Consider the following 25,504-nt stretch of genomic DNA (forward strand, 5'->3'; position numbering starts at 1 on the left):
CGTGAACGCCGAGAACCGCAGCCACGACGAAAGCTCGTACGCCGAGCCGGACAAGGTCGTCATCAAGGACATCGCGCTGGATCTGAAGCTGGACTTCGACCAGAAGCAGATCGGCGGCACCGCCACCTACACCCTGGAATGGAAGCAGAAGGACGCCAAGCAGCTGGTGCTCGACACCCGCGAGCTGACCGTGTCCAAGGTCGAGGCCGTCGCTGCCGATGGCGCGCGCAGCCCGTTGAAGTTCGAGCTGGCCGCCGCTGACAAGGTGTTCGGCAGCAAGCTGACCATCGAAGCCCCGGAACAGCCGGCCAAGGTGGAAGTGACCTACCACACCGCGCCGACCGCCTCGGGCCTGCAGTGGCTGGCACCGTCGATGACCGAGGGCAAGAAGCTGCCCTTCATGTTCAGCCAGTCGCAGGCCATCCACGCCCGTTCGTGGGTGCCGCTGCAGGACACCCCGAGCGTGCGTTTCACCTACAGCGCGCACGTGGTCTCGCGCCCGGACGTGATGGTGCTGATGAGCGCCGACAACGACCCGAAGGCCGCGCGTGACGGTGACTACACCTTCAAGATGCCGCAGCCGATTCCGTCGTACCTGCTGGCCATCGCCGCCGGCGACCTGGTGTTCGAGCCGATCTCCGGCCGCTCCGGCGTCTGGGCCGAGCCGACCATGGTCAACAAGGCCGCCAAGGAATTCGAAGACACCGAGAAGATGATCGGTGCCGCCGAGAAGCTGTACGGCGAATACCGCTGGGGCCGCTACGACATGCTGGTGCTGCCGCCGTCATTCCCGTTCGGCGGCATGGAGAACCCGCGCCTGACCTTCGCCACCCCGACCGTGATCGTCGGTGACAAATCGCTGGTCTCGCTGGTCGCCCACGAACTGGCGCACAGCTGGTCGGGCAACCTGGTGACCAACGCCAGCTGGAAGGACATCTGGCTCAATGAAGGCTTCACCACCTACGTCCAGGGCCGCATCACCGAAGCTCTGTACGGCAAGGAAATGGCCGAGATGGAGAAGCAGATCGACCAGACCGACCTGCTGGCCGAAGTGAAGGACATGAGCCCGGCCGACCAGGCGCTGGCGCTGCCGCCGCTGAACGAGCGTGACCCCGACGAAGCCCTGAGCCAGGTCGCCTACGTCAAGGGTTCGTGGTTCCTGGAATTCCTGGAACAGCGCTTCGGCCGCGAGACCTTCGACCCGTTCCTGCGCGGCTGGTTCGATGACCACGCGTTCCAGAGCGCGAACACCGACCAGTTCGTCGAGTACCTGAAGAAGAACCTGCTGCCGAAGAACCCGTCGGCAGTGACCGAGGCCGAGCTGAAGGCGTGGCTGGACGAGCCGGGCATCCCGGCATTCGCGGCCAAGGCGCAGTCGCGCAACTTCAGCAGCGTCGATACCGCGCGCATCGCGTTTGCCAGCGCCGGCACCGTGCCGAGCAGCCAGGTCATCGCCGACTGGAGCACGCAGGAATGGGTGCGCTTCATCGACGGCCTGGGCGCGACCCAGCCGCTGGACAAGCTGGCCACGCTGGACAAGGCGTTCCACTTCACCGGCACCCCGAATGGCGAGATCGCCATGCGCTGGTACCCGCTGGCAATCCGCAGCGGCTACGAGCAGGCCAATGAAGGCGCGGCCGCCTTTATCGAGCGCGTCGGCCGTCGCAAGCTGATCCTGCCGATCTACGCCGAACTGGTGAAGACGCCGAAGGGGCTGGAGCTGGCCAAGCAGGCCTTCGAAAAGGCCAAGCCGGGCTACCACCCGATCACCACCGCCTCGGTCCAGGACATGCTGGCCAAGGCCGAAGCCAAGTAAGAAAACGCGCCGGGCATCCCCCGGCGCTTTTTTTGTAGAGTCGAGCTTGCTCGACTGGCTCTTCAACAGCAGTCGAGCAAGCTCGACTCTACAGATATGCGAAAACACGAAGGACCTCCGCCATGAAACGACTGATCCTGCTCACCGCCGCCTGCATCCTGGCCCTGGCTGCCTGCAGCAACCCCGAGGAAGAGCGCAAGGCGCAGGAAGCCGCCGCAGCCGCCGTGCAGGCACAGAAGGAAGCCAAGGCCGAAGACGTGGCCAAGCAGTACGACATGGCCGTGGCCGCACAGGACTGGGAACGTGCGCGCCTGCATGGCGCCTCGCTGCTGGACCAGTACAAGGACACCGCCGCCGCCGAGCGCATCGCCGCCGGCTTCGACGAGGTCAAGGCCAAGGGCGATGCCGCGCGCGATCTGCGCCGCATACAGGCGCTGTGGCAGTACAACCAGATCCCGGTGGGCAGCAAGGGCAACCAGGTTTCGGCGCAGATCTACAGCAAGGAACGGGTGGACGTGGATGGCAGCGGTGCCAAGCCGGTGCAGCTGGTGTTCCGCGATCATCCGGAGTGGAAGCGGCATGCCTACCTGGTGCTGCAGGCCGGCGATTTCCGTTGCCCGCAGTGCACGGTGAAGGTGACCGTGGACGACGGCAAGCCGATTTCCATGGCGGCCTGGCGCCCGAAGACCGATGAAGCCATCGCGCTGTTCATCACCGACCAGAAGGCGCTGTGGAAGCTGGCGCGCAAGGGCAAGTCGATCAGCATCGAGTTCCCGGTCAAGGCCGGCGGCACGCGTACCGCCGTGTTCGAAACCGGTGGTGTCGACGCCAGCCGCATGCCGCAGTGGTGGCAGTGATGGTTGCGGCGGGCAGCGCAGTGCACGCGTTGTCCGCGATCCGGCACTGGGTGTTCGACATGGACGGCACGCTGACCGTCGCTGTGCATGATTTCGCCGCGATCCGCCGCGCGCTGCAGATCGCCGCGGAGGAAGACATCCTCGACCATATCGCAGCGCTGCCGGATGCGCCGGCGCAGGCCAAGCGCGAGTGGCTGCTGGATCACGAACGTGCGCTGGCCGAGGAGGCACTCCCGGCGCCGGGTGCGGTGAAGCTGCTGCGCGCGCTGTCGGCGGCGGGCTGCCGGCTGGGCATCCTGACCCGCAACGACCATGCGCTGGCGAAGCTGACCCTGGACGCGATCGGGGTCGGGGAGTTGTTCGACGATGCCGACATCATCGGCCGCGATGAAGCGGTGCCCAAGCCGTCGCCGGATGGCCTGCAGCAGCACCTGCAGCGTTGGGGCATCGCGGCGGCAGAGGCGGTGATGGTGGGAGACCACGCCTACGACCTGGAGTGCGGCCGCGCCGCGGGCACCCACACCGTGCTGGTCAATCTGCCGGAGAACCCGTGGCCGGGCAGTGCCGACTGGCATTTCGCCGATTGCCGCGACCTGTTGGCCGCCTGGCAGCAGAAGGGGTAGTGCCGGCCGCTGGCCGGCAGTGTCGACCAAGGTCGACACCTACCAAGGCACAGCGTGTCGACCAAGGTCGACACCCACCGAGCAGATGCGCGGGCAGTTCGGTTTACGCGCCCAGCGCGTAACCGAACTGTTGCTTGAACTGCTCGTTGAACTCGTCAAAGGTGAAGCGCTGGTTCTGCGTGCCCGGGTGCTCGACCTTCAGCGCGCCCATCAGGTTGCCCATGCGGCCGATGGTCAGCCAGTCGTAGCCCTTCTGGATGCCGTAGATCAGGCCCGCACGGAAGGCGTCGCCACAGCCGGTCGGATCGACCACGCGGCGCTCGTGCGCCGGCGGGATGTCGTAGCTCTTTTCCGGAGTGTGGATGACTGCGCCCTTGGGGCCACGGGTGGTGATGTAGGCCTTGACCCGGCTGACGATCTCCTTCTCGTCCCAACCGGTGCGTTCCTGCAGCAGATTCGACTCGTAGTCGTTGACCACCACGTAGTCGGCCTGCTCGATGAACGCGCGCAGCTCCGGGCCGTTGAACAGCGGCATGGCCTGGCCCGGGTCGAAGATGAACGGAATGCCGTCTTCGTGGAATTCCTGCGCGTTCTGGATCATGCCTTCGCGGCCGTCCGGGCCGACCAGGCCCAGGGTCACGCCCGGTACGCCACGCACGTGGTTTTCGTAGGAGCGCATCATCGCGCCCGGGTGGAAGGCGGTGATCTGGTTGTTGTCGTGGTCGGTGGTGATGAACGCCTGCGGGGTGAACAGCTCATCGATCACGCGCACGCGCGACAGGTCGATGCCCAGGCCGTCGAAGTATTCGCGGTACGGGCCGAAGTCCGAACCCACGGTCCCCATCGGGATCGGCTGGCCGCCCAGCAGGTGCAGGTTGTAGGCGATGTTGCCGGCGCAGCCGCCGAACTCGCGGCGCATGCGCGGCACCAGGAAGGACACGTTCAGGATGTGCACCTTGTCCGGCAGGATGTGATTCTTGAACTGGTCCGGGAACACCATGATGGTGTCGAAGGCAAGAGAACCACAGATCAGAGCGGACATCGATGTAAGCCTATGCGGTGAATTTTGGGGTGGGCCGGCCCGGTTCGGCGGGCAAGCAAACGGCGCCCTTGGGCGCCCGACGGCGCAAAGGTTACCCGCTGGTGCCGCTCAGGGCCAGAACCGGGTGAGACCCGATCAGGCCGAAAGCCTGTGAAGACGCGGGTTCAGCTAGTTTTTTCCTTGCTCGGCGGCAGGCGGGTTGCTAGGCTTGTCGGCCTCGATTTCTGCCCATTTTTTCGCCATCCCGCGGCGGGCACGACACCCCTCAGGACTCCTTCCTCAGATGTTCAAGAAACTCCGTGGCATGTTCTCCAACGACCTGTCCATCGACCTGGGCACGGCCAACACCCTCATCTACGTGCGCGGGCAGGGGATCGTGCTGAACGAGCCGTCGGTCGTGGCCGTGCGCCAGGACCGTGCCATTGGTGGTACCCGCTCGGTGGCAGCCGTAGGCGCCGAAGCCAAGCAGATGCTTGGCCGTACCCCGGGCCACATCACCACCATCCGCCCGATGAAGGACGGCGTCATCGCCGACTTCACCTACACCGAGGCGATGCTCAAGCACTTCATCAAGAAGGTGCACAAGTCGCGCGTGCTGCGCCCGAGCCCGCGCGTGCTGGTCTGCGTGCCGGCCGGCTCGACCCAGGTCGAGCGCCGCGCGATCAAGGAATCGGCCGAGGAAGCCGGTGCCCGTGACGTGTTCCTGATCGAAGAGCCGATGGCCGCCGCGATCGGCGCCGGCATGCCGGTTACCGAAGCCCGTGGCTCGATGGTCATCGATATCGGCGGCGGCACCACCGAGGTGGCGGTGATCTCGCTCAACGGCATCGTCTATTCGGCCTCGGTCCGCATCGGCGGCGACCGCTTCGACGAGTCGATCACCAACTACGTGCGCCGCAACCACGGCATGCTGATCGGCGAAGCCACCGCCGAGCGCATCAAGGTCGAGCTGGGCTGCGCCTACCCGCAGGCGGAAGTGATCGAGATGGAAATCTCCGGCCGCAATCTCGCCGAGGGCGTGCCGAAGATGATCAAGATCAGCTCCAACGAGGTGCTTGAAGCCCTGCACGAGCCGCTGTCGGGCATCGTCAGCGCGGTCAAGCTGGCGCTGGAACAGACCCCGCCGGAACTGTGCGCCGACGTCGCCGAGCGCGGCATCGTGCTGACCGGTGGTGGCGCCCTGCTGCGTGACCTGGACCGCCTGATTTCCGAGGAAACCGGCCTGCACGTGCAGGTGGCGGACGATCCGCTGACCTGCGTGGCCCGCGGCGGTGGCCGTGCGCTGGAGCTGGTCGACATGCACGGCAACGAGTTCTTTGCGCCGGAATAAGCCGTCCCGGCTGCCTGCGCCCGCAGCGCCCCTCCGGGGTGCGGCCCACCATGAGGGTAGGCCGGCACCGGCGGGGCGTCCGCGTGTTTCCCTTCCGCCTTCTGCCAGTTGAATCGTTGCCGTGCCGCCCTACGCCGGACCTCCCGTTGCTTCCCGATCCGGTGATGCCGCCAGCCCGCTGCGTCTGCTGGCTTATCTCGCACTGGCCATCACCCTGATCGTGCTTGACGACCAGGCCGGCTGGCTTGCGCAGCTGCGCGGGCAGGCCAACAGCCTGGTGCAGCCGGTATGGGCACTGGCGGGACTGCCGGGCAAGCTCGGCAACCAGGTCAAGGACTCGGCGGCCAGCCACGGCCAGCTGGTCAACGAGAACCGTGAACTGCGCAACCAGCTGCTGCTGGCCAACGCCCGCCTGACCCGCCTGCAGACCGCCGCGCTGGATAACGCCCAGCTGCGCGAACTGCTGAACGTGGCCGAGCGCAGTGGCCTGGACGTGCAGCTGGCGCCGATCCTGGACATCGACCTGGATCCGGTGAAGCAGCGCCTGGTGCTCGACGCCGGCAGCCGCGAAGGCGTGCACGTCGGCCAGGCGGTGATCGATGCCGGCGGTCTGATGGGCCAGGTGATCAGCGTCACTGGCGGTACCTCCACCGTGCTGCTGCTGACCGACCCCGACCATGCCGTGCCGGTGACGGTGGCCCGCAACGGCGTTCGCCTGATCGTCTACGGCCGCGGCGACAAGCTGGAACTGCGCGACATCCCGCTCAGCGCCGGCGTGGAAGTGGGCGATGAGATCGTCACCTCCGGCCTCGGTGGCCGCTTCCCGGCCGGGTTCCCGGTCGGCACCATCACCGGCCTGCGCCCGGACGACACGCACGCCTTCCTGGTCGGCGAACTGAAGCCGGCGGCGCAGCTGGACCGCGGCCGCGACGTGCTGCTGCTGCGCCCGGGCGCGGCAATTCGCTTGCCTGCGGCAGGCGAATTGCTTCAGCCAAGTTTGCCTTCGGCAAACCAGGCTGCCGGGGGGGCATCCCACCTTACCCCCGCGCCTTCGGCGCGCCCCCCTCAACAAGAGGGGGGCTCTCCACCCGATGCTGGGTCGGCGACGGTAGTGCCGGCCGCTGGCCGGCAACCGACCGCGCCGGAGGCCCAGCGATGAGCCGCCTGCGCGACAACCCGTGGGTGCTGCCGGCCAGCCTGGTGGTGGCGCTGCTGCTGGGCCTGCTGCCGTTGCCGGCGCTGCTGCAGCCGCTGCGCCCGTATTGGCTGGCGCTGGTGCTGGCCTATTGGGTGATTGAAGCGCCTGAGCGTGTCGGCCTGGGCGTCGCTTTCGCCAGTGGCGTGATCGCCGATCTGCTGTACGGCGGTGTACTCGGCGAACAGTCGCTGCGGCTGGTGATGCTGGCCTTCATCCTGCAGCGCTTCCGCGCCCGCATCCGCTTCTTCCCGATGTCCCAGCAGATGCTGGCCATCGGCGGCCTGCTGTTCAACGACCGCATCGTCAGCGCGCTGGTCCACATCGTGGTGGATGAGCCGACCCTGCCGTGGTCGTACTGGTGGGCACCGCTGCTGGGCATGGGCCTGTGGCCGCTGGTATTCGTGCTGCTGGACGCGGTGCGCTTCGGCAAGCGCGGGCGCTGAGCCATGATTCCGCGCCGCCAGGTCAAGAATCCGCATGCCGAAGCCGAACAGTTCCGCCGCCGCGCGGCGCTGGGCTTCCTGGGTGTGCTGGTCTGCCTGCTGGGCCTGGGCGGCTGGTACTTCAAGCTGCAGGTGCTGGACCACGACGTCTACGCCACGCGTTCGGAAGCCAACCGCATCAAGCCGCGGCCGGTGGTGCCCGGGCGCGGCATGATCTACGACCGCAACGGCCGCCTGCTGGCCGAGAACGTGCCGGCCTTCCGCCTGGACGTGACCCCGGACAAGGTCAAGGACATGGACGCCACCCTGGAAGGGCTGGCGAAGATCATCAGCATCAGCCCGGAAGAACTGGAAGCGTTCAACAAGTCGCGCAAGGCGCGCCGCAAGTTCCTGCCGGTCACGCTGAAGCTGCGCATGAGCGACGAGGAGATGGCGCGCTTTGCCGTCGACCGCTGGCGCTTCCCCGGCGTCGAGCTGGAACCCTACCTGACCCGTCGCTATCCCTATGGCGATCTGTTCGCGCACATCATCGGTTACGTCGGCCGCGTCGATGACAAGGACCTGGAAATCCTCGGCGAGGGCAATGCCGCGCTGACCCACATCGGCAAGTCCGGCCTGGAGCGTTATTACGAGCAGCAGCTGCGCGGCAAGGTCGGCTACGAGCAGGTCGAGACCAACGTGCAGGGCCGTGCGATCCGCACCATCGGCCGCGTTGCCGCGCAGTCCGGCGCCGACCTGCGGCTGTCGATCGACGCCGACCTGCAGCGCGCCATGGTGGCCGCCTTCGGCGACCAGGAAGGCTCGGCGGTGGCGATGGACCCGCGCACCGGCGAAGTGCTGGCGATGGTCAGCCTGCCGTCCTACGACCCCAACCTGTTCGTCAACGGTATTTCCCATGCCGACTTCAAGGCGCTGAACGACAACCCGTCGCGGCCGCAGTTCAATCGCCTGGTGCTGGGTGGCGTCGCGCCCGGTTCCACGCTGAAGCCGCTGATCGGCCTGGCTGGCCTCGATTCGGGCGTGCGCCGCCCGGAAGACAAGGTGCTGTCCACCGGCATGTTCTACCTGCCCGGCACCTCGCGTGGCTGGGGTGACTCGCACCGCGGCGGCCACGGCTGGACCGACCTGCGCAAGTCGATCGCGCAATCGGTCAACACGTATTACTACAAGCTGGCGCTGGATCTGGGCATCGAGCGCTTCGACCATTACATGGAGTACTACGGCTTCGGCCAGCCGACCGGCATCGACCTGACCGGCGAGATCGGGGGCATCCTGCCGTCACCGGCCTACAAGCGGAAGAGCCGCAAGGAAGCCTGGTATCCGGGTGATACAGTCAACATCAGCATCGGCCAGGGTGACTGGAAGGTCACTCCGCTGCAGCTGGCGCGGGGCGTCAGTGGGCTGGCCAACGGGCAGCTGCGCACGCCCCATCTGGTGATCCAGCAGCGTGCGGGGTTCGACCATGACTGGATGGCGACCGACCCGGGCGAGAGCAAACCGGTCAGCCCGAACCCGAACAACCTGCAGGCGGTGCGCGAAGGCATGATGGCCACCATGCTGCCTGGCGGCAGCGCTGCGCGGATGGCGGCCGGCGCGCCGTACACGATGGCAGGCAAGACCGGTACCGCGCAGGTCGTCAGCCGCAAGGGCACCGCTGCAGTGAACCCGAAGAGCCTGCCGATGCACCTGCGCCACCGCGCGCTGTTCGTCGGTTTCGCGCCGGTCGAACAGCCGGTGATCGCGCTGGCGATCGCGGTGGAAGGTGGTGGTTACGGCGGTGCGGCGGCCGCACCAATCGCCCGCAAGGTGTTTGATGCCTATCTGCTGGGCAAGATGCCTGAAGGCATGCAGCCGCTGGACAGCGAGCGCGGCACCACCGCCATCGGTGCAACCGCATTCGACAACGAAGATGTGGGCGCGCGCAAAGCCGGTGACCTTGCTGCGGCACAACTGGGGGAACACCCCGTGCTGATTGGCGTGCCTGCGCCGGAACCGGCACCCGCACCGCAGCCGGGGACGCCGGCCGCCGCCGCGCTGCCGGCCACGCCACGCCCGACCACCGCGGAGCCCGCACGATGAGAGTGTTCCTGCGTTGGGCCGGCGACATGCTGCGCCGCTTCTTCAGCACGCTGGACTGGGTACTGTGCCTGGCCCTGGGCGCGTTGATGCTGATCGGCCTGGCCACGCTGAAGAGCGCGGGCGGCGACAGCCTGGTAATGGCCCAGGGCGCGCGCTTCGCAGTGGGCATGGCTGCGCTGTGGGGCATCTCACGGGTACCGATCCTGCGCATCCGTTCGGCCACACCGATGATCTACGCGATCTCGATGATCCCGTTGCTGGCGGTGTTCGTGCTGGGCACCGGCAAATACGGCCGGCAGTGGCTGGACCTGAAATTCTTCTACCTGCAGCCGGCCGAGCTGCTCAAGGTCAGCCTGCCGATGATGGTGGCCTGGTACCTGCACAAGATGCCGTTGCCACCGCGCTTCAATACCGTGCTCGTGTCCTTGGTCATCATCGGCGTACCGACCGGCCTGGTGATGCTGCAGCCGGACTTCGGTACCGGTGTGCTGATCGCCGCCAGCGGCGTGTTCGTGCTGCTGTTGGCAGGCCTGCCGTGGTGGTGGGTCGGGCTGGGCGTGGGTGGCGTGGCTGCGGTCGCGCCGGTGGCCTGGTTCTGGCTGCTGCGGCCGTACCAGAAGGACCGCATCATGATGTTCCTGGACCCGGAGATGGATGCGCTGGGTGCTGGCTGGAACATCATCCAGTCGAAGATCGCGATCGGTTCCGGCGGCTTCGATGGCAAGGGCTGGGGCGAGGGCTCGCAGTCACATCTGAACTTCATTCCCGAGCAGACCACCGACTTCGCGTTCTCGGTGCTGAGCGAGGAGTTCGGCTGGATCGGCGTGGCCACCGTGCTGGCGCTGTACCTGGTGGTGATCGGGCGCTGCCTGTGGATCGCCAGCCAGTCGCGCGATTCCTATTCGCGCCTGCTGGCCGGCGCCACCGGCCTGGCGTTCTTCGTCTACGTGCTGGTGAACGGCGGGATGATCTCGGGCCTGCTGCCGGTGGTGGGCGTGCCGATGCCGCTGATCAGCTATGGCGGTACCTCGGCGGTCTCGCTGCTGGCCGGCTTCGGGTTGGTGATGGCCGTGCGTAGCCACAATCCAGTGCACGGCGGCTACGGGTAACAACGGCCGCGCCTTTCACCGCGCTTCCATATGCTCGATTGCTTCTCGCTGTTCTGTAGAGTCGAGCCGTGCTCGACTGCTTCTGCTGCATGAAAGGCAGTCGAGCACGGCTCGACTCTACAAACGCAGAAGCACCCTGACAGCTTCACGCAAGCGCGCGTTGCTACCGTGGCCAGCGTGGACTGGAAACGAATGCTTGGCGGCTGCCGTGAGGCGGTGCGCACGATCGACCTGCCGTTGCTGGTCGCGTTGTTGATCCTGATGGGCGCGGGGCTGGCGGTGCTGCACAGCGTGTCCGGACCGGTCACCGGGCAGGCGGCGCGCTTCGCCGGTGGCCTGCTGGCGATGTGGCTGCTGTCGCGTGTTTCGCTGCTGCGCCTGCGCGCGTGGACACCGGCGCTGTACGCGCTGTCGATGCTGCCGCTGATGGCGGTGTATGTGATCGGCACCGGCAAGTACGGGCAGCGCTGGCTCAACCTCGGCGTCTTCTACCTGCAGCCCTCCGAGCTGCTCAAGCTCAGCCTGCCGTTGATGATGGCCTGGTACCTGCACCGGCAACCGCTGCCACCGTCACCACGCACGGTACTGACGGCCGCAGTGCTGATCGGCGTTCCCGCCGTGCTGATCCTGATGCAGCCCAACCTCGGTACCGCCACGCTGGTCACCGCCAGCGGCGTGTTCGCGTTGTTGCTGGCGGGCCTGCACTGGGGCTGGGTGGCCACCGGCGCGGTGGGGCTGGCGGTGGCCGCGCCACTGGCCTGGCTCGGCGTGTTGCGGCAGTACCAGAAGGATCGCGTACTGACCTTCCTCGACCCGGCAGCAGACCCGCTCGGCACCGGCTGGAACATCCTGCAGTCGCGCATCGCGATCGGTTCCGGTGGCTGGCAGGGACGTGGCTGGGGGCAGGGCACCCAGGCCACGCTGGATTTCCTGCCCGAGTACACCACCGACTTCGCGTTTTCGGTGCTGGCCGAGGAGTTCGGCTGGATCGGTGTGGCGACGCTGTTCGCGCTGTACCTGTTCGTGGTCGGGCGTTGCCTGTGGATCGCAGTGCACGCGCGCGACACCCATGCGCGGTTGCTGGCCGGCAGCCTGGGGCTGGCGTTCTTCGTCTACGTATTGGTGAACGGTGGAATGATTTCCGGCCTGCTGCCGGTGGTGGGCATTCCGATGCCGTTGATCAGTTATGGCGGGACATCAGCGGTCTCGTTGCTGGCCGGTATCGGGTTGGTGATGGCGGTGCGTGGGCACCGGCCCGTGCACGGGGGATAGGGTTTCCAGGCAACGGCGCAGCCCCTCGTGGGTGGTCGCGCAAAGCAGTTCATGGGTGGGGCCGGGTAGATGGGCTGCGCAGGGGACGCTGCAAGTACGTCCATGTAAGCTCGGTCGCCGCTTGCTCTTGCGTGCAGGACTGCGCGCAAGAGCAAGCGGCTGCCAAGCCTCCAGGGACGGATTCACGGCGTCCCCCGCGTACCCAACCCGACCGGCCCAGCGGCGGCTTCTGCTTTCCGCAACACACCCCACCCACGAGGGGCTGCGCCGTTGGCTGGAAACTTCCTGACTCTGCGCAACGCCCGTTGTGGAAGCGTTCTCACAACGATGCACGGCAGCACGTCCACTGACCAAAGTCCGGAAAAAGCGTTAGCTGGTTCACACTTTTACAGCGCGTTGATCCTGATCAATGGACTTGTCGTAATCGGCCTGCACAATGGCGGCCCGTTCGGCACGGCGCGCCGTCAATCGTTGCAGCGCGAGGGGGCGTCGGGCGGGAAGCAGTACTGATCCAACGGGTACAGGGAGCGCGGAGCACTGCCACTGGGGAGCGGCAGCCGCGCGGGTACCGACCGGATCCGGTCGCCGGTTGCGTCTGCGGGGATGGGGACGCAACCGGCAACCTCTATCTGAATGGGGAAGTGTGATCATGACGTCTTCACATTTCCCGCTGCTCGCAGGCAAATCGTTGTGATTCATGGTGTTAGGGGTTTTAATTCATCCATGACCTGCTAACCTGCGACGATGATTCGACGCACTCTGGCCTGCATGCTCACCCTCGGCCTGGTCGCCTGCGCGACCCAGCCGAAGTCCCCACCGTCTTCGCCCCAGGCCAGCAGTACGCCGCGCCAGCCCGCCGCCAAGGCCCATGGCCCGGCCGAGGCCGCGCCCGAAGCCGCTGCCGCCACCGCGCCGCCGGTCGATCTCACCCCGGTGCCGTTCGAGGTCGCACGGGCCCGCTTCATTGCCGATACCGCCAAGCGCTATGGCCTGAAGCCGGAGCAGATCAGCAGCGTGCTCGACCAGGCGCAGGTGCGCCAGCCGATCATCGCCGCGATGTCGCGCCCGGCCGAGCGGGTCAAGCCGTGGAACGAATACCGGCCGATGTTCATCAGCAAGGCGCGCATCGATGGCGGCCGCGCGTTCCTGGCCCAGCATCGCGCCGAACTGGATCGCGTCCAGCAGCGCACCGGTGTGCCGGCCGAAGTGATCGTGGCGATCATCGGCGTGGAAACCAGCTACGGCAAGAATGCCGGCAGCCATCGCGTGCTCGATGCGCTGTACACGCTGGCGTTCTACTACCCGCGCAGCGGCGACCCGGCCAAGCTGGAACGCGAAGTGCGCCGCGAGCTGTTCTTCCGCGATGAGCTGGCCAAGCTGTTCGAGCTGGGCCGCGAAGAGAACCTGGACATCACCACGCTCAAGGGCAGCTATGCCGGCGCGATGGGCATGGGCCAGTTCATGCCGTCCAGCTACCTCGATTACGCGGTGGACGGTAACGGCGACGGCCGTCGCGACCTGTTCACCAGCTACGACGACGTGTTCTCGTCCATCGCCAACTACTTCGTGAAGAAGGGTGGCTGGGTGCGTGGCGGGCAGGTGGCCGTGCCGGCCACGTTGGCGCCGGGCCGCGAGGAATTCAATCCGACCGAATGGATGCCGACCTGGTCGCTGGCCGACCTGGCGAAGCGTGGCTACCAGCCCAGCGCAGCGGTGCAGCCGGGCGCCACCGCCACGCCGATCACGCTTGAAGGCAGCACCGGCAAGCAGTACTGGCTGGGCTTCCAGAACTACTACGCGATCACCCGCTACAACCTCTCGAAGATGTACGCGATGGCCGTGTTCCAGTTGTCCCAGGCCATCGCCGGACAGGAGCTGCCCCCGGCATGAACATCAGATGGCTGGTCCCAGGCTTGATCGTCCTCGCACTGGCTGCCTGCAGCAGCGCGCCGAAGAAGCCGGCCACGGCCGGCCATGGTGGCAAGTCCGGCGGCACCCTGGTGCAGGGTCGTGGCTCGCGCCCGGCACACTGCCCGGAAGGATCGCCCTACGCGGCGGCCAAGGAAGACCTGAGCACCCGCGGCAACTACACCGCCGGTGGCCTGTACAAGCCGGGCGTGCGTGACAGCACGCCGGACTACATTCCCAACGTGGCCTGCATCCCCGAGCCGGAAGTGACCGCGGAAGAACGCTCGGCGATCGGCAACAAGACGCCGTACGTGGTGCTGGGCAAGTCGTACAAAGTGCTCGACGACACCCGCAACTATGTCGAGCGTGGCACTGCGTCGTACTACGGTGCCAAGTTCCATGGCCGCCTGACCTCCAACCGCGAGGTCTACGACATGTACCAGTTCACCGCTGCGCACAAGACGCTGCCGCTGCCCAGCTTCGCCCGCGTGACCAACCTCGACAACGGTGAGTCGGTGATCGTGCGCGTCAACGATCGCGGTCCGTTCCATGATGGCCGCGTGGTCGATCTCAGCTATGCCGCCGCTGTGCGCCTGGGCATCACCCAGCGCGGCACCGGCAACGTGGAAGTGCGCGCGCTGCAGCCGGGTGAGGGCAACCTGCTGGCGCAGAAGCCGTCGCGCCGCGAACGTCGTGCTGCGGAAGCGGCCGCCGCCAGCGCTGTAGCCAGTGCGCGCCCGGCACCGACCGCGCGTGCTGCCGCCGACAGCGACATCGATCGCCTGGTCAAGGGGCTGCCGGCCGATGGCATGCCGGCGCGTGGCCAGCCGGCCACCACCCAGGGCGTGGCCAGCACCGTGCCGGATGTGGCGGTCAGCAGCCTGCCGCCGAGTGCTCCGCCGGTGCGCAGCACCGCATACGCGCCGGCTCCGGCGGTCGTTGCCAGTACCACGCCGCGCGCCGCTGCGCAGGCACCGGTCCGCACCGCCGCCGCTACCCCCAGCCTGTCGCAGCAGGTGGTGGGCGCAGTCATGGTGCAGGTTGCCAGCTTCTCCAACCGTGACAACGCCAACCGCGCGATGGGCCAGCTCAACGCCGCCGGCATCGTCGGTGCCACCATCAGTGACATCGCCGCCGGTGGCCGTACCCTGTTCCGCCTGCGCGTTCCCGCCAGCGACCATGCCAGTGCCGCGGAACTTGTCGGCCGCATCGCCGGTCTGGGGCTGGGTTCGCCGCAGATCGTCAAGGATTGATCCACCCGGGCCGGTGCTGCCGGCCCATGCTGCCCCGGCCTTACAATGGCCGCTACGTTCCACCCTCCATTCCCGGCCGTCCCCTGGAGCCTGCTGTCCAATGAATTTCCGTTCCGCCGCCACCGCCCTGGCCGCCACCCTGGTGGTGGGCCTGGCTTCCGCCCAGACGCCGCTGCCGACTCCGGCCACGCCGGCGCCTGCCGCCGCCGCTGCCGCCCCGGCCACCGTCGCCACTCCGCCGGCGCCGGCGCCGAGCGTGTCCAAGGCCTGGGTGCTGATGGATTACGCCACCGGCCAGGTGCTGGCCGGTGAAAACATCAACGAACAGCTGGCTCCGGCCAGCATCACCAAGGTGATGACGTCCTACGTGATCGCCGCCGAGGTCAAGAACGGCAAGGTCCGTGCGGATGACCAGGTGATGATGAGCGAACGCGCCTGGCGCGAAGGTGGCGCGGGTACCGATGGCAGCTACAGCGGCTTCCCGGTCAACCAGACCGCGCGCCTGGAAGACATGGAAAAGGGCATGGCGATCCAGTCCGGCAACGACGCCGCGATCGCCCTGGCCGAACATGTGGCTGGCAGCGAGGAAGCCTTTGCATCGCTGATGAACAGCTATGCCGCGAAGATCGGCATGAAGAATTCGCACTTCGTCAACGCCCATGGCCTGACTGCGCAGGGCCACCACAGCACCGCCTACGATCTGGCGCTGCTGGGCCGCGCGATGGTGCGCGATTACCCGGAAACCTACGCGTACAACAAGATCAAGGAATTCCAGGTCGGCAACATCAAGCAGCCGAACCGCAACCTGCTGTTGTGGCGCGATGGCAGCGTGGACGGCATCAAGACCGGCCACACCTCGGAAGCCGGCTACTGCCTGATGAGCTCGGCCCAGCGCGGCGACCAGCGCTTGATCGCCGTGGTGCTGGGAGGCCAGTCGGAAAAGCAGCGTGCCGATGACAGCCTGGCCCTGCTGAACTGGGGTTTCCGCTTCTTCGAGACCCACCGCCTGTACGAGCCGGGCAAGGCCGTGGCCGAGCACAAGGTCTGGAAGGGCACCACCGACAAGGTGCAGCTGGGCGTGGCCCAGCCGATGCTGGTGAGCGTGCCGCGCGGCCGCTACAACGACCTGAAGCCGAGCATCGACGTGCCCAAGACCCTGGAAGCACCGTTCACCGCCGGCCAGCAGATCGGCACCGTGAAGGTGATGCTGGATGGCAAGCTGGTGGCCGAAGCGCCGCTGGTGGCGGTGGCTGCCGTCGAACAGGCCGGCTTCTTCAAGCGCCTGTGGGACAGCTTCTGGATGTGGTGGGAATCGGAATGATCCACGCCCCGGCGTGGTGAGGGAAAAGGCCGGCAAATGCCGGCCTTTTCTGTTTCGGGATGCCGCTTGCGCATGAATCCTGCCGGATGTGGGTAGTGCCGGCCGCTGGCCGGCTCCTCATGAACCCATCCGGATATGCCGGCCCCGGTGTGCCGACCAACGGTCGGCACCTACCTACAGCGAGCGGCTGATGGTGAAGCTGCCGAACACCGGCGCTTCGCGCTGGCCGTTGAACTCGCGCGTGCTGTGGTAACGCGCCGCAGCGAACTTCCAGCGTCCGTACATCACCGCCACGCCATAGCCGCCGTAGGCCACCACATGGCGCTTGTCCACACTGTGGCTGTTGCGGAACGTGTTGCCATCCAGCGTGATGTCACGGATCACCCAGGCGGCGTCCGAGGTCGCGAACAGGTGCCAGGACCAGCCATTGGGACGGCCGCCGCGGGTAGGCGCAGTGTTCTCACCGGCCGGGCGCAACGGCGTGCTGCCGAAGTCGTCCGGCAGCTTCCAGCCGAAGCGCACTTCACCGCCAAGGTTGGCCTTGGTTTCCAGGTTGCCGATTGATCCGCCGTAGTGGCTGATCGCGTCCCAACCCCAGCCGTCGGCATTGACGCTGGCATCGCCCGGCCAGCGGCGCATGCGCTCATGGGTCAGCATGAACAGGGGCTCGTTGTGCAGCTGGTTGTCCCAGCCCTTGAATTTCTCGTCGCCCAGCACTTCGTGCACGGCATTCTGCACCTGCTTGCCCTGTGCCCACGGGCCAACCACGCCCAGCGTCAGCTGGGTGGTCTGCAGGCGGTCGCCGCTGCGCGCATTGAAACCGAAGTTTGCGATCAGTACGCCGGCGTAAGGGCGGTCGTCCTCGATCAGGTCCCTGCGGCTGAAATCGGTCGGGGTGAAGATGCCCTGGCCGATGCTGAAGATCATGTTCTGCTGTTCGAACTTGCCCGGATGCAGCCCTTCCAGGTACTGGTTCACCCAGCGGGCCATGCGTGGCAGGCAGGGGTCGTCGGTGTAATCGACCAGATTGGGCGAGACCAGGGTCAACAGTGCACCATTGGTATAGCCCTGGTCCTGGTGGCGGCCGCCGAACAGGTCGTTGTCAACGCGGAAATTGACCTGCGGAGGGTGGTCGCGCATCGCGTCCGGGCCACATTGTTCGGCCGCCTGGGCGGCGAGGGGGAGGGCAGCAGCCAGCAGGCCGGACAGCCCGAGGGCTGCAAGGCGGCGTTGGGAAGGGGGGCTCATGTGGAGGTTTTTTCTGTCTGTCGTTATATGCCGCGACACGGTACTCGTGCGGGCGTGATGGAACGAGCGCGTTCGAATCACTTGTCTGTTCCGAAAACGACATTGTCTCGTGAAGACAATCCTGCACTGTCCTGCGGCGCCCCAAGGGGCAACGGCCAATGCTGAACGGCTGTTCAGCTGCAACGCAGCGACTCACCGGTGCACTGTTTGACGTTGATGAATACTCTTGGGTTTGTTGGCCTGCGGCCCGATAATGGGGGCATGGAAATCAAGTCCGACAACCCCGACCACGGCTTCCAGTTCCCCGGCCAGTTCGAGCTCAGTGCCATGGGCCCGGCCAACCGCGGCCTGGAACATGAGCTTCCCCGCCTGCTGCTGGCTGCCGGCATAGATGTGGTGAATGAACGCATCAGCTGGAAGCATTCCTCCAACGGCAAGTACGTGTCCGTGCGCATCGTGTTCAAGGCCGAGAGCCGCGAACAGTACGACCTGGCGCACCAGGCACTGCGCGACCACCCGGAAGTGAAGTGGACGCTGTAGCCGACAGCTGCCCGGCCGAAGCCGCCCCGGAAGACCGCGCGCCGCGCCCGGCGCTGGTCCGCGACCTCGGCCGCCAGGCCTATGAACCGGTGTGGCGCGCCATGCAGCGCTTCACCGACCAGCGCAGCGAGGCCGACGCCGATGAGCTGTGGGTGGTCGAGCACGACCCGGTATTCACCCTGGGCCAGGCCGGCAAGGACGAGCATGTGCTGGCGCCGGGCGAGATCCCGGTGCTGCACGTGGACCGCGGCGGCCAGGTGACCTATCACGGCCCCGGCCAGCTGGTGGTCTATCCGCTGCTGCGCCTGCCACGGCTGGGCATCGGTGTGCGCGACTACGTGTGCCGCATCGAGCAGGCCATCATCGATACCCTGGCCGAGTGGAACATCGGCGCCGAACGCCGCGAGGGCGCCCCGGGCGTCTATGTCGGTGGCGCCAAGATCGCCGCGCTCGGCATCCGCGTGCGCCGCGGCTGTACCTTCCATGGCCTGGCCTTCAACGTGGCCATGGACCTGGAACCTTTCCACCGTATCAACCCCTGTGGCTATCAGGGGTTGCAGGTGACCTCGGTAGTAGACTTGGGCGGGCCCTCCGGGATGGAGGCCGTCAAGCCGGTGCTGCTGGACCACCTGGCCCGCCAGTTCGGCCTGCTGCTGCAGCCCACGCCCGAACTGCCTGATCTTTCTGCGGCCGCCTGACCGCCCCCCGGAACTGCCATGACTGAAACCACCGCCCGTTCCATTCCCCTGCAGATCGTGCAGGGCGACTCTCCGTCCGCCGCGCCGTTGCAGGCCGGGGTCAAGCAGCTGGGCGGTGACAAGATCAACCGCTCGCCGGTGCAGTTCGCCGACGCGCCGGTGCTGCGCAAGCCGTCCTGGATCCGCGTGCGCATTCCCTCGGGCAATGCGGTGCAGAACCTGAAGGCCAAGCTGCGCGAGAACCGCCTGGTGACGGTGTGCGAGGAAGCCAGCTGCCCGAACATCCACGAGTGCTTCGGCCACGGCACGGCAACGTTCATGATCCTCGGCGAGGTCTGCACCCGCCGCTGCTCGTTCTGCGACGTCGCCCACGGCCGCCCGAAGCCGCCGGATGCCAACGAACCGGCCAGCCTCGGCCAGACCGTGGCCGACATGGGGCTGAAGTATGTGGTGGTGACCAGCGTCGACCGCGATGACCTGCGCGACGGCGGTGCCCAGCACTTCGTCGACTGCATCAGTGCCATCCGCGCGAAGTCGCCGGGCACCCGCATCGAAGTGCTGACCCCGGACTTCCGCGGCAAGGGCCGCATGGAGCGCGCGCTGGAGATCCTGGCGCAGAACCCGCCGGACGTGTTCAACCACAACATCGAAACCGTGCCGGACCTGTACCGCAACGTGCGCCCGGGTGCGGACTACCAGTGGTCGCTGAACCTGCTGAAGAACTTCAAGGCGCAGCACCCGGACGTGCCGACCAAGAGCGGCATCATGCTGGGCCTGGGCGAAGAGTTCGAACAGATCAAGGCCACCATGCGTGACCTGCGCGCGCACGACGTGGACATGATCACCATCGGCCAGTACCTGCAGCCGACCGCGCATCACCACCCGGTGCTGAAGTACTGGACCCCCGAGGACTACAAGGCGCTGGAAGACTACGGCTACGAGCTGGGCTTCAGCCACGTGGCCTCCGGCCCGATGGTGCGCTCGTCGTACCACGCCGACGTGCAGGCCAAGGGCGCCGGCGTCCGGTAAGCGGTTGCGCGATGCGCGCTACCGCTTCCCACGCTGCGCTGCGCACACCGTGGGCCCCGGCTTACCACCACCCACACCCCCGCCGCTTCGCGGCCGCCCCCTGACTCAGGGGGCTTGCAACCCCATGCCCTCTGCAACCGGACAGACGGCGCCGCTGGGTGCGCCGCTCTTCAGCCATTCACAATTTGCTACACCGGCCCGGCTAGGCTGGTTTTCCACCGAGCGCGGCCGGGTGACAAACCCGGCAACTTTCGGCACTGTCGTGGTGTCTTAACACCCCGCAGTCTCCCCCTTGGCAAGGCGCCTTCGAGCACGTCAATGAAATTCAAAGCCCCCGCATTCCTGATGGCCCTGGCGCTGGTCGCGCCGCTGGCGCTGGCGGCCAAGGCCGATTCGCCGGCATTGCCCGCTGCGGCAACCGCCGATCAGGTGACCACCTCCAAGCTGGTGTACGGCCTGCTGTCCGACAGCCGCTACGCGTACCGCCCGCGTGCGCTGGACGAGGCCACCTCCAAGGACGTGTTCAAGCGCTACCTGGAGACGCTGGACGGCGGCAAGCAGTACTTCACCCAGGCCGACGTGGCGCGCTTCGCGCCGTTCGAAGCCAACATTTCCTCGGCCATCCGTGGCGGCGAGCTGGAGCCGGCGTTCCAGGTGTTCGCGGTCTACAAGCAGCGCGTCGGCGAACGCGTGGCCTATGCGCGCAAGCTGCTCAAGCAGGAGCCGGACTTCACCACCGACGAGCGCTTCGAATACGACCGCAAGAAGGTGCCGTGGGCGGCCAGCAGTGCAGAGCTGGATGAGCTGTGGCGCAAGTCGGTCAAGAACGACTGGCTGCGCCTGAAGCTGGCCGGCAAGAAGCCGGACGACATCCGCAAGACGCTGGACAAGCGCTACGCGACGCTGGAGAAGTCGGTCAATGAACTGAAGGGCGAAGACGTCTTCCAGTTCTTCATGAACTCGTACACCAGCGCCGTTGACCCGCACACGGATTACTTCACGCCGCGCACCGCCGAGAACTTCAACCAGGCGATGTCGCTGTCGCTGGAAGGCATTGGTGCGCAGCTGCAGCGCCAGGACGACGTGGTGGTGATCCGCGAGATCATCGCCGGTGGCCCGGCCGCAGTGGATGGCACGCTGAAGCCGGGTGACCGTATCGTCGGCGTCGGCCAGGGCAAGTCCGGCCTGGTCGAGGACGTGATCGGCTGGCGCATCGACGACGTCGTGGCCAAGATCCGCGGCGCCAAGGATACCCAGGTCAAGCTGGAGTTCATCCCGGCTGCTGAGGGCGCCGACGGCAAGCACCACACCCTGGTGCTGACCCGCCAGAAGGTGCGCCTGGCCGAACAGGCCGCCAAGGGCGAGACCATGACCATTCCGGCCGCCAATGGCGAGCCGGCGCGCAAGGTCGGCGTGATCAAGCTGCCGACCTTCTACCAGGACTTCGAAGGCCGCCGCCGCAACGCGGCCGACTACGCCTCGGCCACCCGCGACGTGGCCAAGCTGCTGGCCGGCTTCAAGAACGACAAGCTGGACGGCGTGGTGCTGGACCTGCGCAACAACGGTGGTGGTTCGCTGGATGAAGCCATTGAACTGACCGGTCTGTTCATCGAGCAGGGCCCGGTGGTGCAGGTGCGCGAGTCCGGTGGCCGCGTCACCGTCAACAGCGACCGCAACCAGGGCGTGGCATGGGATGGCCCGCTGGCAGTGCTGATCAACCGCGGTTCGGCCTCGGCTTCGGAAATCTTTGCCGGTGCCATCCAGGATTACGGCCGTGGCCTGGTGATCGGTGAGACCAGCTTCGGCAAGGGCACCGTGCAGAACATCGTCGACCTGGACCGTTGGCCGAGTGGCGAGACCCAGCGCTTCGGCCAGGTGAAGCTGACCATCGCCCAGTTCTTCCGCATCAGCGGCAGCAGCACCCAGCACAAGGGTGTGGTGCCGGACCTGGCGTTCCCGGCCAGCGTCGATGCCACCGAGTTCGGCGAGAGCACCTACGACAACGCGCTGCCGTGGACCCGCATCGCTGCCGTGCCGCACACCCAGTACGGCAACTTCGCGCCGCTGCTGCCGAAGCTGGAAACCCGCCATGACGCGCGCATCGCCGCCGACAAGGAATTCCAGTGGTGGAACGAGGACGTGCAGCAGTTCCGCACCGAGGCCGCGAAGAAGTACATCTCGCTCAACGAGGCCACCCGCCGCGCCGAGCGTGAGCGCCAGGATACCCAGCGCAAGGAGCGCCAGGCGATGCGCAAGGAGCTGGGCCTGGCCCTGGACCCGCTGGCCGATGACAGCAACGACGACGGCCTGACTGGCAACGAGCGCGACATCGTCAAGGATGCCGCCCGCGAGAAGGCTGCCGAGAAGCGTCCGGACCCGCTGCTGCGCGAGTCGGCCTCGATCCTGGCCGATGCGGTGAACCTGCTGGCCAATGATCGCCCGCTGTCGGCGCAGGTGCTGCCGCAGTCGACCGGCGCTGGTCGCTGGGCGGACTGAGCCGGCGACGGCATGTGATACCCGAGGGGCCGGCATTGCCGGCCCCTTTCTGTCTGGGGACCTCGTTCACGGTAGTGCCGGGCCATGCCCGGCGAGCGAAGTGCCACAAACGACTTAATCCCCTCCGTCCCCTTTTCTGTGCATGAACCGGCAGCAACGGGGTGGCTCGGTCACGCCGGTTTCAACCTGCCGCACACGGCCGCAGGGCTACCCTTGGCGGTACCGTCCTCGCAGGAGTACCCATGCGGGCCTCCCGTCTTTCCAGTGCTGCCGTGGCGCTCGCCAGCGCCCTGATCCTGTCGGCCTGTGGTGGCCGCGCCGCCGACAGTACGTTGCTGCGCGAATCCTTTGATTCCGGCGACACCTTCTCGCGTACCGTCGATGGCCGCCCCGGTGACGCCTGCGAGGCCGCGCGGCGCACCCTGCTCAGCCAGGGCTACGCCATCGCCCGCTCCGACGAAGCGCAGGTGGAAGGCAACAAGAACTTCCAGCCACGCGAGGATGATCACGAGCAGCTGGTGCTGCGCATCTCGTGTGCCCCGCGTGGCAGCCAGACGCTGGTATTCGTCAGCGCGGTGCAGGACCGCTATGCGCTGAAGAAGAGCCCGACGTCGGCCAGCGTGGGCGTGGGTGCATTGGGCTCGGTGTCGCTGCCGTTCGGCAGCAATGACGATTCGCTGGTGAAAGTGGCCAGCAGCACCGTCACCGATGCCGGGTTCTATCAGCGCTTCTTCCAGCGCCTGCAACAGTACCTGCCGGCGGATGCTGGCAAACCCGCACCGCCTGCGCTCGCGCCGCCCGAGCCTGCATCGTCCGAGCCCGCACCGGCCCGCAGCACGGATCAAGGGTGATCGTGCGCGGCACGTTGATGGGCGTGGCACTCCTGCTGATGCCCGCGCTGGGCATTGCGTCCGCAACGCCGGACTGCACGCAGGGCCTGCTGCAGCGGCTGGGATGGCGCTTTGACGAGGTCGCGGCCGGTGCACCACAGGTGCACGGCGGCCCGGTGTGTACACGTGCCTCGCTGGCTGAAGCACAGGCGGCAGGCGATCTGCGCGTGGGGTGGCCGGCCGGAATGTCCGCTGCAGCACGCCAGGCGTTGCTGCAACAGTTGCTGGACGATCCAGCCACGGTCTGCGCCTATGCCTTCGAACTGGGCGCGGCCACGCAACGTGCGGCTTCTGCACTGCAGGGCAACCCCACCTTCCGCTTCTCCGGCCCGCAGCTGGGCTGGATCGGCTTCGGCCTGCAGGGCCCACGCGCGCAAGGCTGGCAGCGCACACGCAGTTTCGGTCGTGGCTTCGTGCCGAGCGCGGGTAACAGTCATGCACTGGAGGCGTTCTACAGCGGTGCCGTGCGTGCCGAATGCGGGGTCGGCCGCCAGGTCGCGCAGCTGGCCACGCAACGAGAGCTTTATGGTGATGCCGCGTTCGATACGGAGTTCGCAGCGGATGAACTGTCGATCGGCACCTTCCTCGCCCTGCACGAGACCGACAGCATCCTGCTCGGTGCCCACGCGGGTGATTTCTTCGCTGATGGCAAGGCGGTGCGCACCTCGGCGATGGGACGGCAGGCCTTCGTTGGCGTGCCCGGCTTCATCGAGCACGTGTACGACAAGGGCACGCTGGACGACCTGAGCAACCAGGCCGAGAACTTCGTCGTGGTCGAGGTGGGCGAGGGCGCCGCGCAGGCACTGGCTGCGCATGGCGGCCTGGCCTGGTACGACCAGCGCAATGCCGAACTCTGGAAACTCGCGCAGGGCATCCCGCGCATCGGCCAGCGCTACTTCGAGCGCCTGTTGTTCGAGCGTGATCCCAACCTTCGTGCACGGCTGGAACCGCGCTACCACGACACGCTGGCACGCATGGACCAGCTGCTGGACGATCCGTTCTACCAGCAGTTCGTGATCTATGTGCATCCACGCGGTATACGTCCCATCGGCTACCACATCGCCCGCCTGCTCGATCGCAACCCGCGAACGCCGTTTTCGATCGACCTGGCGGTGCACAATCTGCATACCACGCTCTACCGGCGTTGGCGCGAGGCGCAGCTGCGCCAGTGCGCGGCTACCGGCAGGCCAGGCAGCCTGACCCTAGACCCCAACTGAAGGTGAAACAATGGACATTGCAATGATCGGCCTCGGCCGCATGGGCGCCAACATGGCCCAGCGCCTGCATCGCGGCGGCCACCGCGTGGTTGGCTACGACCCGGGCGAGGGTGCCCGCCAGCGCGCTGCCGAGGCCGGCCTGGAAGTGGTTGATTCGCTGGCCGCCGCGGTTGCCGCGCTGCCGGTACCGCGCGTGGTGTGGCTGATGGTGCCGGCCGGCGAAACCGTCGACCAGACCCTGGGCCAGTTGACTCCGCACCTGGCCGAGGGTGACATCGTCATCGATGGCGGCAACTCCAACTACCAGGATTCGATCCGCCGCGCCAAGGCACTGGCCGAAGACGATCTGGGCTACGTCGACTGCGGCACCAGTGGAGGCGTGTGGGGCCTGCAGGAGGGCTACAGCCTGATGGTCGGTGGCGAAGCGTCGGTGGTGGAGCAGATCGCACCGCTGCTGCGCACGCTGGCACCGGCCGAAGATCGTGGCTGGGGTCGTGTCGGCCCGTCCGGCGCTGGCCACTTCACCAAGATGGTCCACAACGGCATCGAGTACGGAATGATGCAGGCCTACGCCGAAGGCTTCGCGCTGATGGAGCGCAAGCAGGAAATGGAACTGGACCTGGCCCAGGTCGCCGAAGTCTGGCGCCACGGCAGCGTGGTGCGTTCGTGGCTGCTGGACCTGAGCACTGAAGCCCTCAAGCGCAATCCGTCGCTGGATGGCATCGCCCCGTACGTGGAGGATTCCGGCGAAGGCCGCTGGACCGTGGCCGAAGCGATCGCGCTCGATGTGCCGGCACCGGTGATCACCCTGTCGCTGCTGGAACGCCTGCGCTCGCGCGAATCGAATTCGTTCACCGACCGCCTGTTGTCGGCGATGCGCAATGAATTCGGCGGCCACGCCATCAAGAAATCGTAAGCACTGCGGTGGGGTCGGATCCCTTTCCGCAGGAAAGGGCTCTGACCCCTTGCAGCCAGTCGAGCATGGCTCGACTCTACAAAAGCGTTCTCCGATCGTTTCCACGTCATCCACGCATGGCGTGGATGTGTCGACCAAGGTCGACACCTACCGTCGGGCGCGGGAATCTGTCGAAGGCGGGGTGGGTCCGGTTGCGGGGGCGTGAGCGCCATGGATGGC

At 66.9% G+C, this 25,504-nt stretch carries 21 protein-coding genes; 19 read left to right on the forward strand and 2 right to left on the reverse strand.

The window, feature by feature from the left end:
• The first annotated feature begins 1 nt into the window (after position 1).
• The 3 genes from QRO95_RS19270 (at position 2) to QRO95_RS19280 (ending at position 3,296) form a co-directional block, all read left to right on the forward strand.
• Complete coding sequence (locus QRO95_RS19270) at positions 2–1,816, forward strand: M1 family metallopeptidase (protein WP_080291845.1); 1,815 nt, start codon at positions 2–4, stop codon at positions 1,814–1,816.
• Between the two features lie 122 nt (positions 1,817–1,938).
• On the forward strand, positions 1,939–2,673 hold the full coding sequence (locus QRO95_RS19275; protein WP_285303238.1) for a hypothetical protein: 735 nt from the start codon (positions 1,939–1,941) through the stop codon (positions 2,671–2,673).
• Positions 2,673–3,296: an HAD family hydrolase gene (locus tag QRO95_RS19280; RefSeq protein ID WP_180838669.1), complete on the forward strand. Its 624-nt coding sequence runs from the start codon at positions 2,673–2,675 to the stop codon at positions 3,294–3,296. Before QRO95_RS19275 ends, QRO95_RS19280 begins: the two co-directional genes overlap by 1 nt.
• Before the next feature lie 103 nt (positions 3,297–3,399).
• Here the strand turns inward: QRO95_RS19280 and QRO95_RS19285 are convergent, their stop codons facing one another.
• Positions 3,400–4,338, reverse strand: a complete 939-nt coding sequence (locus QRO95_RS19285; protein ID WP_014038522.1) for a carbohydrate kinase family protein — start codon at positions 4,336–4,338, stop codon at positions 3,400–3,402.
• A 283-nt stretch (positions 4,339–4,621) separates the two neighbouring features.
• Between QRO95_RS19285 and QRO95_RS19290 the strand changes: the two genes are divergently transcribed.
• The 9 genes from QRO95_RS19290 (at position 4,622) to QRO95_RS19330 (ending at position 16,251) form a co-directional block, all read left to right on the forward strand.
• Positions 4,622–5,668: a rod shape-determining protein gene (locus QRO95_RS19290; RefSeq protein WP_005419402.1), complete on the forward strand. Its 1,047-nt coding sequence runs from the start codon at positions 4,622–4,624 to the stop codon at positions 5,666–5,668.
• 121 nt (positions 5,669–5,789) lie between these two features.
• Positions 5,790–6,827 (forward strand): rod shape-determining protein MreC, encoded by a 1,038-nt coding sequence (gene mreC, locus QRO95_RS19295; RefSeq protein ID WP_285303239.1) that lies wholly within the window; start codon positions 5,790–5,792, stop codon positions 6,825–6,827.
• Positions 6,824–7,309 (forward strand): rod shape-determining protein MreD, encoded by a 486-nt coding sequence (gene mreD, locus QRO95_RS19300; RefSeq protein WP_032130319.1) that lies wholly within the window; start codon positions 6,824–6,826, stop codon positions 7,307–7,309. The genes mreC and mreD overlap by 4 nt, the downstream gene beginning before the upstream one ends.
• 3 nt (positions 7,310–7,312) lie before the next feature.
• A complete protein-coding gene (gene mrdA / locus QRO95_RS19305; RefSeq protein WP_285303240.1) occupies positions 7,313–9,388 on the forward strand; it encodes a penicillin-binding protein 2 in 2,076 nt (691 codons plus the stop codon).
• Positions 9,385–10,497 carry a rod shape-determining protein RodA gene (gene rodA, locus QRO95_RS19310; protein ID WP_285303241.1) on the forward strand — a complete coding sequence of 371 codons (1,113 nt, stop codon included), beginning with the start codon at positions 9,385–9,387 and terminating at the stop codon, positions 10,495–10,497. The genes mrdA and rodA (QRO95_RS19310) overlap by 4 nt, the downstream gene beginning before the upstream one ends.
• 192 nt (positions 10,498–10,689) lie before the next feature.
• Entirely contained in the window at positions 10,690–11,769 is a 1,080-nt protein-coding gene (gene rodA / locus QRO95_RS19315) for a rod shape-determining protein RodA (protein ID WP_049421382.1), read from the forward strand.
• Positions 11,770–12,513: 744 nt separating this feature from the next.
• Complete coding sequence (gene mltB / locus QRO95_RS19320) at positions 12,514–13,659, forward strand: lytic murein transglycosylase B (protein ID WP_049400491.1); 1,146 nt, start codon at positions 12,514–12,516, stop codon at positions 13,657–13,659.
• Positions 13,656–14,930 (forward strand): septal ring lytic transglycosylase RlpA family protein, encoded by a 1,275-nt coding sequence (locus QRO95_RS19325; RefSeq protein ID WP_049421381.1) that lies wholly within the window; start codon positions 13,656–13,658, stop codon positions 14,928–14,930. Before mltB ends, QRO95_RS19325 begins: the two co-directional genes overlap by 4 nt.
• A gap of 100 nt (positions 14,931–15,030) precedes the next feature.
• Positions 15,031–16,251, forward strand: coding sequence for a D-alanyl-D-alanine carboxypeptidase family protein (locus QRO95_RS19330; RefSeq protein WP_032130313.1), 1,221 nt, complete (start codon positions 15,031–15,033; stop codon positions 16,249–16,251).
• 174 nt (positions 16,252–16,425) lie between these two features.
• Here the strand turns inward: QRO95_RS19330 and QRO95_RS19335 are convergent, their stop codons facing one another.
• Entirely contained in the window at positions 16,426–17,499 is a 1,074-nt protein-coding gene (locus tag QRO95_RS19335) for a lipid A deacylase LpxR family protein (protein WP_032130312.1), read from the reverse strand.
• 261 nt (positions 17,500–17,760) lie between these two features.
• On the opposite strand from QRO95_RS19335, the gene QRO95_RS19340 reads away from it, so the two are divergent.
• The 7 genes from QRO95_RS19340 to gnd all read left to right on the forward strand — a co-directional run bounded on the left by QRO95_RS19340 (position 17,761) and on the right by gnd (position 25,285).
• Complete coding sequence (locus QRO95_RS19340) at positions 17,761–18,039, forward strand: YbeD family protein (RefSeq protein ID WP_005411067.1); 279 nt, start codon at positions 17,761–17,763, stop codon at positions 18,037–18,039.
• Positions 18,027–18,737 carry a lipoyl(octanoyl) transferase LipB gene (lipB, locus tag QRO95_RS19345; RefSeq protein ID WP_032130311.1) on the forward strand — a complete coding sequence of 237 codons (711 nt, stop codon included), beginning with the start codon at positions 18,027–18,029 and terminating at the stop codon, positions 18,735–18,737. Before QRO95_RS19340 ends, lipB begins: the two co-directional genes overlap by 13 nt.
• 18 nt (positions 18,738–18,755) lie before the next feature.
• Positions 18,756–19,766: a lipoyl synthase gene (gene lipA / locus QRO95_RS19350; protein ID WP_032130310.1), complete on the forward strand. Its 1,011-nt coding sequence runs from the start codon at positions 18,756–18,758 to the stop codon at positions 19,764–19,766.
• A gap of 318 nt (positions 19,767–20,084) precedes the next feature.
• On the forward strand, positions 20,085–22,262 hold the full coding sequence (locus tag QRO95_RS19355; RefSeq protein WP_032130309.1) for a carboxy terminal-processing peptidase: 2,178 nt from the start codon (positions 20,085–20,087) through the stop codon (positions 22,260–22,262).
• A gap of 242 nt (positions 22,263–22,504) precedes the next feature.
• On the forward strand, positions 22,505–23,113 hold the full coding sequence (locus QRO95_RS19360) for a DUF2242 domain-containing protein (RefSeq protein WP_032130308.1): 609 nt from the start codon (positions 22,505–22,507) through the stop codon (positions 23,111–23,113).
• A 17-nt stretch (positions 23,114–23,130) separates the two neighbouring features.
• Entirely contained in the window at positions 23,131–24,369 is a 1,239-nt protein-coding gene (locus QRO95_RS19365; protein ID WP_285303242.1) for a hypothetical protein, read from the forward strand.
• 10 nt (positions 24,370–24,379) lie between these two features.
• Positions 24,380–25,285 carry a phosphogluconate dehydrogenase (NAD(+)-dependent, decarboxylating) gene (gnd, locus tag QRO95_RS19370; RefSeq protein WP_014648435.1) on the forward strand — a complete coding sequence of 302 codons (906 nt, stop codon included), beginning with the start codon at positions 24,380–24,382 and terminating at the stop codon, positions 25,283–25,285.
• The last annotated feature ends 219 nt before the right edge of the window (positions 25,286–25,504 follow it).

This window comes from Stenotrophomonas maltophilia group sp. Smal13 (assembly GCF_030236855.1).
Lineage (GTDB): Bacteria > Pseudomonadota > Gammaproteobacteria > Xanthomonadales > Xanthomonadaceae > Stenotrophomonas > Stenotrophomonas maltophilia_A.